Source organism: Ralstonia sp. VS2407, assembly GCF_052950655.1.
Window position 1 is genome coordinate 563,331 of record NZ_JBRFVG010000001.1, and the last position, 14,375, is coordinate 577,705.

Sequence of the window (14,375 nt, forward strand, 5' to 3'; positions counted from 1 at the left end):
CGCCTTGCCTGATCATGGAAATCACCACGCCTCTCGATTGCGCTCCAGCCTTGGTGGGCCCGTTGCCGCGCCGGAACTCGCGCGCGGCAGAAATCCGCTGGGGCGATCGCGTTGTGCACGTTGGCGGCGATGCGCCAGTCTGCGTGCAATCGATGACGAATACCGACACGTCGGACGCCATCGGTACCGCAATCCAGGTAAAGGAACTCGCACGCGCCGGCTCTGAGTTGGTGCGCATCACGGTCGATACGCCGGCCGCTGCCGCTGCAGTGCCGGCCATCCGCGAGCAGCTCGACCGCATGGGTGTGGACGTGCCGCTGGTCGGCGATTTTCACTACAACGGCCACAAGTTGCTGCAGGACTATCCGGAGTGCGCGCAGGCGCTTTCCAAGTATCGGATCAACCCGGGCAACGTCGGGCAGGGTGCCAAGCGAGACACGCAGTTCGCACAGATGATCGAGATCGCCTGCCGCTACGACAAGCCGGTGCGTATCGGCGTGAACTGGGGCAGCCTTGATCAGGATCTTCTCGCGCGCATCATGGACGAGAACGCACAGCGTGCAACTCCGTGGGATGCGCGGGCTGTGATGGTCGAGGCGCTGATTACCTCGGCGATCCAGTCAGCGCAGAAGGCTGAAGAGCTTGGCTTGCCGGGCAGCCAGATCATCCTGTCGTGCAAGGTGTCAGCGGTGCAGGATCTGATTGCTGTGTACCGCGAGTTGGCGCGTCGCTGCAATTACGCGCTGCACCTGGGGCTGACAGAGGCAGGCATGGGTAGCAAGGGGATTGTCGCTTCCACGGCGGCGCTTTCGGTGTTGCTGCAGGAGGGCATCGGCGACACGATCCGCATTTCGCTCACGCCGGAACCGGGTGCGCCGCGCGAGAAGGAAGTCATCGTCGCGCAAGAGATTCTGCAGACCATGGGCCTGCGCAATTTCACGCCCATGGTGATCGCGTGCCCGGGTTGCGGGCGCACGACCAGTACGGTGTTCCAGGAGTTGGCGGCGCGCATCCAGTCGTACCTGCGTGAGCAGATGCCGACGTGGAAAAAGCAGTACCCCGGCGTCGAAGAGATGAACGTGGCCGTGATGGGCTGCATCGTCAACGGCCCCGGCGAGAGCAAGCACGCCAACATCGGCATTTCGCTGCCAGGCACGGGCGAATCGCCGGCGGCGCCGGTGTTCGTTGACGGCGTGAAGGTGAAAACGCTGCGCGGCGAGCGCATCACAGAAGAATTCCAGACGATCGTCGACGAGTACGTGCGCACGCATTACGGCGCACAGACCCCGGCGACGGTCTAAGCGGCTCAGGCTTCAAAGCTTGAAGCTGAAGCGCGAAACGACCGGCCGGCCCCCGCACGAAGGTAGATGCGAGAGGCGGGCTTTCAACGTGACATCATGAGCGATACACAGAAACAACGCGTGCAGAAGATCGCCGGCGTCAAAGGCATGAACGATCTGCTGCCTAGTGACGCCCCGCTGTGGGAGCATTTTGATAACGCCGTGCGCAGCATGCTGCGCGCCTATGGCTACCAGCAGATCCGCACGCCGATCGTCGAGCAGACGCAATTGTTCGTGCGTGGCATCGGCGAGGTGACGGACATCGTCGAGAAGGAGATGTACACCTTCACCGATGCGTTGAACGGCGAGCAACTGACCATGCGCCCGGAAGGCACCGCCGCCGCCGTGCGCGCCGTGATCGAGCACAACCTGCTGTACGACGGCCCGAAGCGCCTGTGGTACACCGGCCCGATGTTCCGCCACGAGCGTCCGCAGCGCGGTCGCTATCGCCAGTTCCATCAGGTGGGTGTGGAAGCGCTGGGCTTTGCGGGCCCGGACATCGACGCAGAAGTCATCCTGATGTGCCAGCGCCTGTGGGACGATCTCGGTCTGGTCGGTCTGAAGCTTGAGTTGAATTCGCTCGGTCAGGCGGAAGAGCGCGCTGCGCACCGCGCCGATCTCATCAAATATCTGGAAGGCTTCCAGGACATTCTGGATGAGGACGGCAAGCGCCGTCTTTACACCAATCCGCTGCGGGTGCTCGACACAAAGAATCCGGCGCTGCAGGAAATGGCGGGGGGCGCGCCGAAGCTGATCGACTATCTGGGCGACGAATCGCGCGCACACTTTGAAGGCGTGCAGAGGCTGCTGAAGGCGAACAACATTCCGTTCACCATCAATCCGCGTCTGGTGCGCGGGCTGGATTATTACAACCTGACCGTCTTCGAGTGGACCACCGATAAGCTGGGTGCGCAGGGCACCGTGGCCGGCGGCGGCCGCTATGACCCGCTGATCGAGCAGATCGGCGGGAAGCCAGCCCCCGCATGTGGCTGGGCGATGGGCGTGGAGCGCATCATCGAACTGTTGCGTGAGGAAAAGCTGGAGCCCGAAGCGCAAGGCTGTGACGTGTACATCGTCCACCAAGGCGATGAGGCGCAGGTGCAGGCGTTGATTGCGGCAGAGCGGCTGCGCGATGCCGGCCTCGACGTCATCCTTCACGCCTCGCCTGAAGGCCGCAACGGTAGCTTCAAGTCGCAGTTCAAGCGCGCTGACGCAAGTGGCGCATCCTATGCGGTTATCATTGGCGACGATGAAGTCACCCAAGGTGTTGCACAGATCAAACCGCTGCGTGGCGATCCGGCCGCGGATGCCCAGCAGACTGTGCCGTCGGACCAACTGGTCGACCGCTTGATTGATGCCATGGTGGCCAACAACGACTAATTGCGACAGTGCGTTCGGCAGCGAACCACCGCGATCCACTTCCAATATTCAAGCTCTGCAAAGCATGGCCTACGATCTCGAAGAACAGGAACAGATAGAGAGTCTCAAGCACTGGTGGCGTGATAACGGCAACGTGATCACGTGGGTCGCCATCGTGGTGCTGCTGGCCGTGGCCGGTTGGTTCGGCTGGAAAAACTGGCAGCGTAAGCAGGCCGGCGAAGCGTCCGTGCTGTACGAGCAAGTGCAGAAGGCCGTTGATGGCAAGGACGCTGAAAAGATCAAGCGTGCCGCGACTGACATGGAAGACAAGTTCGGCGGCACGGCCTACGCGCAGATGACCGCGTTGGCCGCGGCCAAGGCGCTTTACGAAGCCAACGATGCGGCCGGCGCCAAGGCGCAGCTGCAATGGACGGTTGATCACGCGCGCGACGATGAATACAAAGCGCTCGCCAAGCTGCGTCTGGCCGGTCTCCTGCTCGATGAGAAAGCCTACGATCAGGGCATCGCGCTAGTCTCCGGCGACGTAGCGCCGGCGTTCGCGGGCTTGTACGCCGATCGTCGCGGCGATCTTCTGGCCGCGCAGAACAAGAACGAAGATGCCCGTGCCGCCTACAAGCTGGCGCTGGAAAAGTTCGGTCCGGCCGATGCTTCGGCGCGCCAGATCGTGCAGTTCAAGCTGGATGCCCTGGGCGGCGCCTGATTGGCGCACCCCATGCAATTCGACGCATAACAAAAGGATCCCGATTTCATGATTCACGCACTTGAGCAGGGTGGTGCTGCGCGCGGTGTTGCACGGGCGGCACGCGTGGCAGTGCTGGCACTGGCAGCGACGGCCGTCCTTGGCGGTTGCTCGCTGTTCAGCAGCAAGAACAAGCATGAGCCGGCCAAGCTGAAGGACGTTCAGCAAGTGCTGGCCGTGCGCCAGGTGTGGAGCGTGAGCGTCGGCAAGAGCGGCCGCTACGTGATGCAGCCGGCGGTGGCGGGCAACAACGTCTATGTGTCGGCCGCTGGCGGTACTGTGACCGCCCTGGATGGCGCCACCGGTCGCACGGTTTGGCAAGGCAAGGCAGACGTGGACCTCACCTCCGGTCCTGGCAGCGATGGCACCCTGACAGCCGTGGCGGGTGAGAAGGGCGCGGTCATCGCGTTCGACGAGAAAGGCGCAGAGAAGTGGAAAGTTGCTGTCAACGGTGAAGTCCTGACGGCGCCGCTGGTTGGCCAGGGATTGGTGATCGTCCGTACGACCGATGGCCGCGTCATGGGTCTGGACCCCAGCAATGGCGAACGCAAGTGGATTTACCAGCGTTCTCCGTCGGCGCTGAACCTGCGCAGCAGTCTCCCGATGATTTTCTCCGGCGATAACATCATCCTCGGATTTGCAGGCGGCAAGCTCGGCGCACTGTCGGCCAGCAACGGCGCCTTGCGCTGGGAGGCTGCCGTGTCGTATCCGCGTGGGGTATCGGAAATCGAGCGCCTCAACGATGTGACGGGGGCACCGTCGGTCAACGGTTCGCAAGTCTGTGCAGCCAGCTTCCAAGGGCGCGTGGCATGTTTCGATACGAGCACCGGCGCACCGCGCTGGGGTCGTGATTTCTCGTCGCCGACCGGTGTAACGCAAGAGGATGACGGGCTGTTTGCCGCTGACGAGAAGTCGGTGGTCTACGGTTTTAACGCACAAAACGGCGCTGACCTCTGGAAGAACGACGCGCTGCTGTGGCGCGACCTCGGTACGCCGCTGGCGTTTGGCCGTGCGGTCATCGTGGGCGATTCCGAAGGTTGGCTGCACTTCCTGTCCCGTGATGACGGCAAGTTCGTCGCCCGCGTGAAGACCGACAGCAGCGCCATTGGAGCAGCACCCGTGGTAGTTGGCCAGACGCTGGTCGTGCAAACCCGCGGTGGCGGTGTCTACGGCTATTTGCCTAAGTAACATCGGCCGCCTTGGCCCGGATGGGCTGCGGCGGCACACGCATCACATCGGGGCGGTATCGCCGCCTTGAACTTGCGCCCGCGTATTCCGCGGGCGTCTTGCATCTGTGTCGTCAGGCATTCAGCCGTACAGATGCCAACCGCAGTTGCAACAACCAGAATTTGCCGTTGCGCCATTCGCGTGCGGCACACAAGCATGAAACCAGTCATTGCCCTCGTAGGGCGGCCGAATGTCGGCAAATCGACCCTCTTCAACCGTCTGACGCGCTCGCGTGACGCGTTGGTGGCGGACATCCCGGGCTTGACGCGCGATCGCCACTACGGTGAGGGCCGCGTGGGCGATCGTCCGTTCATCGCTATCGATACCGGCGGCTTCGAACCTGTCGCCAAGGACGGCATCGTTGCAGAGATGGCCAAGCAGACGCGTCAGGCCGTGGTCGAAGCCGATGTCGTGATCTTTATCGTCGATGGTCGTCTGGGGCTTGCGCCGCAGGATCGCGTGATCGCCGACTACCTGCGCAAAACCGGGCGCCGCATCCTTTTGGCCGTCAACAAGGCTGAGGGCATGCGCTACACCGCCGTCGCCAGCGACTTCTACGAGCTTGGCCTGGGCGATCCGGCTGCCATCTCGGCCGCGCACGGTGACGGGGTCAATGATTTGGTGGCCGAGGCGCTCGACCTGGCGTTTGCCGAGCGCCCTGAACTTGCCGAGGCAGCCGACGCGCACGACCATGGCACCCGCATTGCCATCGTTGGTCGTCCGAACGTGGGCAAGTCGACGCTGGTGAACGCGTTGATCGGCGAAGAGCGTGTGATCGCGTTCGATATGCCGGGCACCACGCGCGACGCCATCTATGTGGATTTCGAGCGTAACGGCAAGCCTTACACACTCATCGATACGGCCGGCTTGCGCAAGCGTGGCAAGGTGTTCGAGGCAATTGAGAAGTTCTCGGTGGTGAAGACGCTGCAGTCGATTGCCGACGCCAACGTGGTTGTGCTGATCCTCGACGCGCAGCAGGACATTTCCGACCAGGATGCGCATATCGCCGGATTCATCGTAGAGTCCGGGCGGGCGCTGGTGATTGGCGTCAACAAGTGGGATGGTCTGACCGGCCATGCACGTGATCGCATCAAGCACGATATGGAGCGCAAGCTGCAGTTCTTGTCGTTTGCCAACGTGCATTACATCTCGGCCAAGGAGGGCACGGGCATTGGCGCGCTGATGAAGTCCGTGGACGCCGCGTACGCTGCAGCCATGGTCAAGCTGCCGACACCCAAGCTCACGCGCGTGCTGATGGAGGCAGTCGAGTATCAGCAGCCGCGTCGCGCAGGCGTCTCGCGCCCGAAGCTGCGCTACGCGCACCAGGGCGGTTCCAACCCGCCAATCGTGGTGATTCACGGCAATGCGCTGTCGAATATTCCCGAGACCTACCGCCGCTACCTGGAAGGGCGTTTCCGGGAGGCCTTCCAACTGAAGGGCACACCGCTGCGGATCGAATTTCGTACGAACAAAAACCCGTACGCCCAATCGAACGACTGAGCATCGCACGGGCGGTGCTCCACGGCGGGGGCGTGTGACGCGGGGGCATTTGAACGGGGGATCACCAAAAAGGCCGAGCCATTTCATATGGCGGGGTCATCGGTTTTCCGTTTGCTTTCCCTGATTTCTAAGGCTAAATTCTCGAGACATGGCGCTTGGTGTCTGCAAATCCCAGGCGCCATTGGCGTCATTTGGACGCGTCTGGCCGACTCTTTTGACGAACTTTTTTTGCGTCGCCTGCTTGAACCCGGGCTTCCTAGCCCCATAACCCATCACTAAACCTATAAATCTGGAGTGTGCCATGAGCAACAAAGGGCAATTGCTACAAGACCCGTTTCTGAATGCGCTGCGTAAGGAGCATGTGCCGGTGTCGATCTATCTCGTCAACGGTATCAAGCTGCAAGGCAACATCGAGTCGTTCGACCAGTACGTCGTGCTCCTGCGTAATACCGTGACGCAGATGGTGTACAAGCACGCAATCTCCACCGTGGTGCCGGCCCGTGCCGTGAACTTCCGCGTGGACGAAGCGCCTGACGCCTGATTCTGCCTCGCTCCCGCCGCCGTCCGCGCGGCGGGACGCACCCACCCCGTTTCTCCCTTCTCTATTTCCCCGTTTGGCATCCCATCCCACCTCCAGCTCGGAGCCGACGCGCGCCATTTTGGTCGCCGTCGATTTCGGCAAGCATGATTTCCAAGAAAGTCTGAGTGAGCTGGCCCTGTTGGCCTCCACAGCCGGCTCTGAACCGGTGCGCGCGGTTACGGGTAAGCGTTCCCGGCCTGATGCAGCGCTGTTCATCGGCGCAGGCAAGGCGGAGGAAGTAAAGATCGCCGCAGACGAGGAGGACGCGGAAATCGTCATCTTCAACCACGCGCTGAGCCCAGCTCAGCAGCGCAACCTCGAGCGCTTTTTCGGGCGCCACGTGGTGGACCGGACCGGCCTCATTCTCGATATTTTCAGCCAGCGCGCGCAAAGCCACGTCGGCAAGGTGCAGGTTGAGCTCGCTCGCGTGCGATATCAGGCGGCACGTCTGGTGCGTGCGTGGAGCCACTTGGAGCGCCAGAAAGGCGGTGTCGGTCTGCGCGGTGGCCCGGGCGAGCGTCAGCTCGAATTGGACCGGCGGATGTTGGACGAACGCGCCAAGCGGCTATCGTCCGAGTTGGACAAACTACAGCGTCAGCATGATACGCAGCGCCGTTCGCGCAGCCGCAACGACGCGTTTTCCGTCTCCCTGGTCGGCTATACCAACGCCGGCAAATCGACGCTTTTCAATGCGCTGACCAAGGCGCGCGCGTACGCGGCCAACCAGTTGTTCGCCACGCTGGATACGACATCCCGCCGGCTGTACCTCGAAGGGCTGGGCAACGTGGTGCTGTCGGACACGGTCGGGTTCATCCGCGATTTGCCCACGCAACTGGTGGCGGCTTTCCGCGCCACACTGGAAGAGACCGTCCACGCAGACGTGCTGCTGCACGTGGTGGATGCAGCCAGCACCGTCAAGCATGAGCAGATGGAGCAGGTGGATCGCGTGCTGGATGAAATCAATGCCAGCGGCATCCCCCAGATTCTGGTGATGAACAAGATTGACGCGGCGGAGGAGCTGCGTGCGGCTGGCCCGCGCATCGAGCGTGACGAAACCGGCGCCGTGCGGCGGGTGTTCGTTTCTGCCATCGAAGGTACCGGGCTCGATTTATTGCGCGAGGCGCTGGTCGAGACCGCGATCCGCTTGCGTGAGCACCCCGCGCCGCATGGCGGCGATTTCGATCCGCGCTTCGATACCCGCCGTGATTCGCTGCCGGCGCACCGTGACGAACTGTCGCAAAGCTTGCCGAACAGCGGTTCTTCAGCCAAAGGTGACGAAGAGGGCTGATAGAATGCCCCGTCACTCCTTCGCAGTCAGACAATCAGGACAAGCCCGACCGCTCATGCCCGAGATTTCGACCCAGTCTTCCTCCATGGCCTCGCCGCGTCCGGCGCGAGGTTTGTGGCACCGCTTGCGTGTGCTGCTTTCGCTGAACGATCCCCGCTGGGGTCGCGGCGATGACAACAACGCCGAGCGCGAAGGCAAAGACGAGCCAAAGCGTCAAAGCAAGCCGCCTCAGGACGGCCCCCCCGACCTCGACGAGTTGTGGCGCGACTTCAATCGCCGCCTGAATAACCTGTTCGGTCGCAAGGATAGCGGTAACGGTAACGACGGCCCCACGCCGCTGCGTCCGGGTAACGGCCGAAGTGGTTCAGGCCTGGGCGTCGGTGTGCTGCTGGCGGTGCTTGTTGGCCTGTGGCTGGCCAGCGGTTTCTTTATCGTGCAGGAGGGCCAGACGGGCGTGATCCTGCAGTTCGGCCGCTTCAAGTATCTGGCAACGCCAGGTATCAACTGGCGCTTGCCGTATCCGATCGAATCGCACGAGATCGTGAACCTGTCGGGTGTACGCACGCTGGAAATCGGTCGGACTACCCAGATCAAAGATACAAACCTGAAAGACTCGTCGATGCTCACGCAAGACGAGAACATCGTCGACGTGCGGTTCTCAGTTCAGTACAACATTGCCAACCCGGTCGATTACCTCTTTTACAACCGAACGGACCGCGGCGGCGATGAAGAACTGGTGACGCAGGCGGCAGAGACGTCGGTGCGCGAGATCGTCGGCCGCAACAAGATGGACGCGGTGCTGTACGAAGGTCGCGATGCCGTTGGCCGCAACCTGGCCGAGTCGATTCAACGCATCTTGTCGGCGTACAAGACCGGGATCCGAATCCTTAGCGTCAACGTGCAGAGCGTGCAGCCGCCCGAGCAGGTGCAGGCCGCGTTCGATGACGTGACCAAGGCGGGGCAGGACCGCGAGCGTGCGATCTCCGAAGGTCAGGCTTATGCCAACGACGTGGTGCCGCGCGCCAAGGGTACGGCCGCACGTTTGGGTGAAGAGGCGCAAGGCTACAAGGCACGGGTCATTGCACGTGCGGAAGGTGATGCGGCTCGCTTTGCGTCGGTGCAACGCGAATACGCGAAGGCGCCGCAGGTCACGCGCGACCGTATCTATCTGGAAACCATGCAGGACATTTACGCCAACTCGACCAAGGTGCTCGTCGATCAGAGTAGTGGCAGCCTGTTGTATCTGCCGCTGGACAAGCTGATCGCGCAAACGCAGGGCGATACATCGCGTCCGGCTGCCGCGCCTGGTGCGTCGCCCCAGGACAGTGGTTCTGCGCAGGGCGTGCCGACTCCCTCTAATCCGTCGCCGGCCAATGACGCAGATTCGCGCTCGCGCGAAGCACTGCGCAACCGTGACCGCGATTCGCGCTAACAGGAGGGCACTATGAATCGTCTGATTTCTGCCTTCGTGGCGCTGGTCATTGCCCTGGCGGTGTTCTCGTCGGTGGTGTTTGTGGTGGATCAGCGGCAGTACGCCGTGGTGTTCGCCTTTGGTGAGATCAAGCAGGTCATCAAGGAGCCGGGCCTGCACTTCAAGCTTCCGCCGCCGCTGCAGAACGTGGTGTTCATGGACAAACGCCTGCAGACCATCGATGTGGCCGGCGCCGACCGTTTCATTACGGCTGAAAAGAAGAACCTGCTGGTCGACTGGTTTGTGAAGTGGCGCGTGTCTGATCCGCGTCTGTTCTACGTGAGCTTCAAGGGCGATACTCGCCTTGCGCAGGACAGCATGACGCAGAAGATCAACTCCATCGCTCGCGATGAGTTTGCGCGCCGCACCGTGTCTGACGTGGTATCGACGGATCGTGAAGCGGTGATGCAGAGCATCCTCAAGGGCGTGCAGGAGTACGGCAAGTCGGTCGGCGTAGACATCATCGACGTGCGCCTGAAGCGGGTGGACCTGCTGGCCAGCGTGACCGAATCGGTCTATCGTCGCATGGAAGCCGAGCGTAAGCGTGTGGCCAATGAGCTGCGTTCGACGGGGGCTGCCGAGGGCGAAAAGATTCGCGCCGATGCCGATCGTCAGCGCGAAGTCGTCTTGGCCGACGCCTACCGTGATGCCCAGAAGATCAAGGGTGAAGGCGATGCCCGCGCCGCCGACATTTACGCCGATGCGTTTGGCCGCGATCCGCAGTTCGCCGCATTCTGGCGCTCCATGGAGGCGTATCGCGCGTCATTCCGTGACCGGAAGGACGTGATGGTGCTGCAGCCGAACAGCGATTTCTTCAAGTACATGCGCAGCCCGAACGGCGGCGGCTCGGCCGCAGCGCCAGCTGCCCAGGCGGGGCGCCATCGCTAGTACAATGCGTCGCTGATCATTTGAGGCGGACAGACCCCGGCTTGCCGGGGTTTTGTTCGTTCGCCAACCGCACCCCATGGAAGAGTCACTGCCCACCGTTTTGCTGGCAGCGTGCGCGCTGGTGCTCGTAGTCGAGGGCATCCTGCCGTTTGTAGCGCCGCAGGCTTGGCGACGCGCTTTCCAGACGCTGACCGAACTGCCGGACGAAAAGCTTCGCGTGATCGGTCTGGTGTCGATGGCGATTGGCCTCATCCTCCTGCGGTTGCTGCATCGCTAGCCCACTTCCTGCGTTTTTACGAATTTCTGCTGTACCAAGACTCCCGAGCGAGACCGCCATGCCGACCAATTGGCTGCTGCCTGAATCCATTGCTGATGTGCTGCCTTCCGAGGCGCGCAAGATTGAAGAGTTGCGCCGCCGCATGCTCGACCTGTTCCGCACTTACGGCTACGAACTGGTCATGCCCCCGATGCTGGAGTACATCGAGTCGCTGCTTTCGGGCACCGGACACGATCTGGACCTGAAAACGTTCAAGCTGGTCGACCAACTTTCGGGGCGCACCATCGGTCTGCGCGCCGACATCACGCCGCAAGTCGCCCGTATCGATGCACACTTGCTGAACCGTGCTGGCGTGACGCGTCTTTGCTATGCGGGATCGGTATTGCATACGCGCCCAAGTGGATTCCACGTCACGCGTGAGCCGCTGCAGATCGGTGCCGAAATCTATGGTCATGCCGGTCTGGAAGCGGACCTCGAAATTCAAGAGCTGATGCTTGCCGCGCTGTCGGCCGCCGGTCTGGCGGATGTACGCTTGGACCTCTGTCACGTTGGGGTGGTGGCGGCATTGCTAGACCAGTCGCCGGTTGCCGCTCGTATTCAGGACGACCTCTTCACGGCGCTCGCCGCCAAGGACGTCCCCGCTTTGCGTGCTATCACGGCCGACTTGCCGCCGACACAGCGCGACGCCATCAACTTGTTGCCAGCACTGTACGGCGGTGTCGATGTGCTGGACCGTGCGCGTAAGCAGTTGCCCGCGCTGCCCGCCATCGGCCGTGCGCTGGACGACTTGGCTACACTGGCCGAGCGCGCAGGCGGGGCAACCGTCAACATCGACTTGGCCGATCTGCGCGGCTACCACTACCACAGCGGTGTGATGTTCACTGCCTACGTGGCCGGTGTGCCGAATGCCGTGGCGCGTGGCGGTCGGTACGACAAGGTCGGAGAGGCTTTCGGCCGTGCCCGCCCGGCGACCGGCTTTTCGTTGGACTTGCGTGAGGTCGCAGGCATTTCGCCGGTGGAGGCGCGCGCCGCTGCCATCCACGCGCCCTGGTCGGGCGATGCCAAGCTTCGTGAGGCGATCGCTGCGCTGCGCGCGGCGGGCGAGATTGTCATCCAGTCGCTGCCGGGCCACCCGGAAGATCTGGAGGAGTTCGCTTACGATCGGCAACTCGTCGAAGAGGGCGGTCGCTGGATCGTCAAGCCCCGCAACGCTTCGGTCTGAAGTTGTTGCATAACGTTGTGTAAATACCCGGTAATTCCAGGGAAGGCCCTGGCAACAAGGGTAGAATACGTTTTTAACCCATCTGCAAATTCAACATGTCCGCACCAGCAGTGAGCCAAGGACGCAATGTCGTCGTCATCGGCACCCAATGGGGTGACGAAGGTAAAGGGAAAATCGTCGATTGGCTGACCGATCATGCGCAAGGCGTGGTTCGTTTCCAGGGCGGACATAACGCAGGCCATACCCTCATCATCGGCGGCAAGAAGACGATTCTGCGTCTGATTCCGTCGGGCATCATGCGCGATGGTGTCGCGTGCTACATCGGCAACGGTGTTGTGCTCTCGCCTGAAGCGCTGTTCAAAGAAATCGACGAGCTCGAGTCGGCCGGCGTGCAGGTGCAGAACCGCCTGCGCATTTCGGAAGCAACCAACCTGATCCTGCCGTACCACGTGGCCATCGACAAGGCGCGCGAAGCCAAGCGTGGCGCCGCCAAGATCGGTACCACCGGCCGCGGCATCGGCCCGGCATACGAAGACAAGGTGGCCCGCCGCGCGCTGCGTGTGCAGGACCTGTTCGATCCGGCTTACTTTGCCGAGCGTCTGCGTGAGAACCTGGACTTCCACAACTTTGTTCTGACGCAGTACCTGAATCACCCGGCGCTGGATTTCCAGCAGACCCTGGACGAGATGCTGTCGTACGCAGGCCGCCTCGCCCCGATGGTGACGGATGTGTCGGCCGAACTGTTTGCCGCCAACGCCGCCGGCAAGAACCTGATGTTCGAAGGCGCGCAAGGCACGCTGCTCGATATCGACCACGGTACGTATCCGTTCGTTACGTCGAGCAACTGCGTGGCAGGCAATGCCGCGGCGGGTGCAGGCGTTGGTCCGGGCCAGCTGCATTACATCCTTGGCATCACCAAGGCGTATTGCACGCGCGTGGGTTCCGGCCCGTTCCCGAGCGAGCTGTATGACGCGGACAACCCGGCGCGCCAGGATTCGATCGGCGTGCGTCTGGCCAATGTCGGCAAGGAATTCGGCTCGGTCACTGGCCGGCCCCGCCGCACGGGCTGGCTGGATGCTGCCGCCCTGCGTCGGGCGATCCAGATCAACGGCGTGTCGGGTCTCTGCATGACCAAGCTCGATGTGCTGGATGGCCTGGAAACGCTCAAGCTGTGCGTCGGCTACATGCTCGATGGCAAGGAAATTGACATCCTGCCGCGTGGCTCCGATGCTGTGGCGCGTTGCCAGCCGATCTACGAAGAATTCCCGGGCTGGAACACCTCGACCTTCGGCTTGAAGGAGTGGGATGCGCTGCCCGAGACTGCGCAGGCTTACCTGAAGCGCGTCGAAGAAGTGGCTGGCATTCCGATCGCCATGATCTCCACCGGCCCTGACCGCGACGAGACCATCCTGCTGCGTCATCCCTACAAGGACTGACGCGCTGCTCTCAGATTCGCCCGGTGATTCGCCGGGCGAATTTGCATGGAGCGCCGTTTTTCATAGAACACGATAGCGGCAACTCACGCCGCATTCACGATACGAAGAGGTACACCATGAACCAGCCGATCAACGACGACTCGCACCTGTGGGTGTCTTGGGATGACTACCACGGCCTGATCGAGCGCCTGGCACTCGTCGTGCACGAGTCGGGCTGGAAGTTTGACAAGATCCTGTGCCTGGCGCGCGGCGGCTTGCGTGTTGGCGATCAGCTTTCGCGCATTTACGACCTGCCGTTGGCCATCCTGGCGACGAGCAGCTATCGCGAAGCCGCTGGCACGCAGCAGGGCGATCTCGACATCGCGCAATACATCACGATGACCCGTGGCGAGCTGTCGGGCCGCGTGCTGTTGGTGGATGATCTGGTGGATTCGGGCATCACGCTGGAGCGCGTTGGGCGTCACCTCAAGGAGCGCTACCCGGCCGTGACCGACGTGCGTACTGCTGTGTTGTGGCACAAGGCGTGCTCGAAGATCAAGCCTGATTATGCCGTGCAGTTTCTTGCGACCAATCCGTGGATCCATCAGCCGTTCGAGGAGTACGACACGCTGCGCCCGCATAACTTGGCGGCGTGGATCAAGCGCGGCAAGTCACGTTCAGCCGGCAACGGCGAGGCGCCGGCAGTTTGAGGCGTTGGTCGATAGCGTCGAGGAGCGAATGGAGTGGCGTGTGCGGCTTGCGTCGTGCGTGCCACTTCGGTAACCTGCTGTCACGGGCTGCAATATTGGCCCGAAACCCGCGTACGGATTGGCTTTGCAGGAGTTGGCCAATCGGAGGTGCGCGGTTGATCGAGGCGAGGTGTGTCTTTGTGGATGCACTGGGCTTCGAGCCCACCCAGCGTTTGGGGCAGGTGAGGCCGGTGATCCTGGCTCGGCCCTGGCGCGATAGCCAAGACACAATGCACGTCGCACTTCGCGGAATGTCGCATCAGCAACTGAACAACGGCAATCCGGCCGCGGAAAAGAAA

Annotated in this window: 13 protein-coding genes; all 13 read left to right on the top strand. The window is 62.2% G+C overall.

Going from position 1 to position 14,375, the window contains the following annotated elements; translation table 11 throughout:
• Positions 1-14 precede the first annotated feature (14 nt).
• Positions 15-1,301 carry a flavodoxin-dependent (E)-4-hydroxy-3-methylbut-2-enyl-diphosphate synthase gene (ispG, locus tag ACU8YE_RS02685; protein WP_440076979.1) on the top strand — a complete coding sequence of 429 codons (1,287 nt, stop codon included), beginning with the start codon at positions 15-17 and terminating at the stop codon, positions 1,299-1,301.
• 96 nt (positions 1,302-1,397) lie between these two features.
• Positions 1,398-2,720 (top strand): histidine--tRNA ligase, encoded by a 1,323-nt coding sequence (hisS, locus tag ACU8YE_RS02690; protein ID WP_232042510.1) that lies wholly within the window; start codon positions 1,398-1,400, stop codon positions 2,718-2,720.
• A 64-nt stretch (positions 2,721-2,784) separates the two neighbouring features.
• A complete protein-coding gene (locus ACU8YE_RS02695; protein ID WP_232042511.1) occupies positions 2,785-3,420 on the top strand; it encodes a YfgM family protein in 636 nt (211 codons plus the stop codon).
• A 48-nt stretch (positions 3,421-3,468) separates the two neighbouring features.
• On the top strand, positions 3,469-4,647 hold the full coding sequence (bamB, locus tag ACU8YE_RS02700) for an outer membrane protein assembly factor BamB (RefSeq protein WP_446928042.1): 1,179 nt from the start codon (positions 3,469-3,471) through the stop codon (positions 4,645-4,647).
• A 195-nt stretch (positions 4,648-4,842) separates the two neighbouring features.
• Positions 4,843-6,186 (top strand): ribosome biogenesis GTPase Der, encoded by a 1,344-nt coding sequence (gene der, locus ACU8YE_RS02705; RefSeq protein ID WP_232042513.1) that lies wholly within the window; start codon positions 4,843-4,845, stop codon positions 6,184-6,186.
• Positions 6,187-6,487: 301 nt separating this feature from the next.
• Positions 6,488-6,727, top strand: coding sequence for an RNA chaperone Hfq (gene hfq / locus ACU8YE_RS02710; protein ID WP_004626316.1), 240 nt, complete (start codon positions 6,488-6,490; stop codon positions 6,725-6,727).
• Between the two features lie 73 nt (positions 6,728-6,800).
• Positions 6,801-8,054 carry a GTPase HflX gene (hflX, locus tag ACU8YE_RS02715; RefSeq protein ID WP_260802645.1) on the top strand — a complete coding sequence of 418 codons (1,254 nt, stop codon included), beginning with the start codon at positions 6,801-6,803 and terminating at the stop codon, positions 8,052-8,054.
• A 55-nt stretch (positions 8,055-8,109) separates the two neighbouring features.
• Entirely contained in the window at positions 8,110-9,486 is a 1,377-nt protein-coding gene (hflK, locus tag ACU8YE_RS02720; protein ID WP_260802644.1) for an FtsH protease activity modulator HflK, read from the top strand.
• A gap of 12 nt (positions 9,487-9,498) precedes the next feature.
• Positions 9,499-10,413, top strand: a complete 915-nt coding sequence (hflC, locus tag ACU8YE_RS02725; protein WP_446928043.1) for a protease modulator HflC — start codon at positions 9,499-9,501, stop codon at positions 10,411-10,413.
• Positions 10,414-10,489: 76 nt separating this feature from the next.
• Positions 10,490-10,690, top strand: coding sequence for a DUF2065 domain-containing protein (locus ACU8YE_RS02730; RefSeq protein ID WP_232042517.1), 201 nt, complete (start codon positions 10,490-10,492; stop codon positions 10,688-10,690).
• 58 nt (positions 10,691-10,748) lie between these two features.
• Positions 10,749-11,912: an ATP phosphoribosyltransferase regulatory subunit gene (locus ACU8YE_RS02735; RefSeq protein ID WP_260802642.1), complete on the top strand. Its 1,164-nt coding sequence runs from the start codon at positions 10,749-10,751 to the stop codon at positions 11,910-11,912.
• A 95-nt stretch (positions 11,913-12,007) separates the two neighbouring features.
• Positions 12,008-13,348 carry an adenylosuccinate synthase gene (locus tag ACU8YE_RS02740; RefSeq protein ID WP_446928044.1) on the top strand — a complete coding sequence of 447 codons (1,341 nt, stop codon included), beginning with the start codon at positions 12,008-12,010 and terminating at the stop codon, positions 13,346-13,348.
• 116 nt (positions 13,349-13,464) lie between these two features.
• Positions 13,465-14,037, top strand: coding sequence for a phosphoribosyltransferase (locus ACU8YE_RS02745; RefSeq protein WP_045204246.1), 573 nt, complete (start codon positions 13,465-13,467; stop codon positions 14,035-14,037).
• The last annotated feature ends 338 nt before the right edge of the window (positions 14,038-14,375 follow it).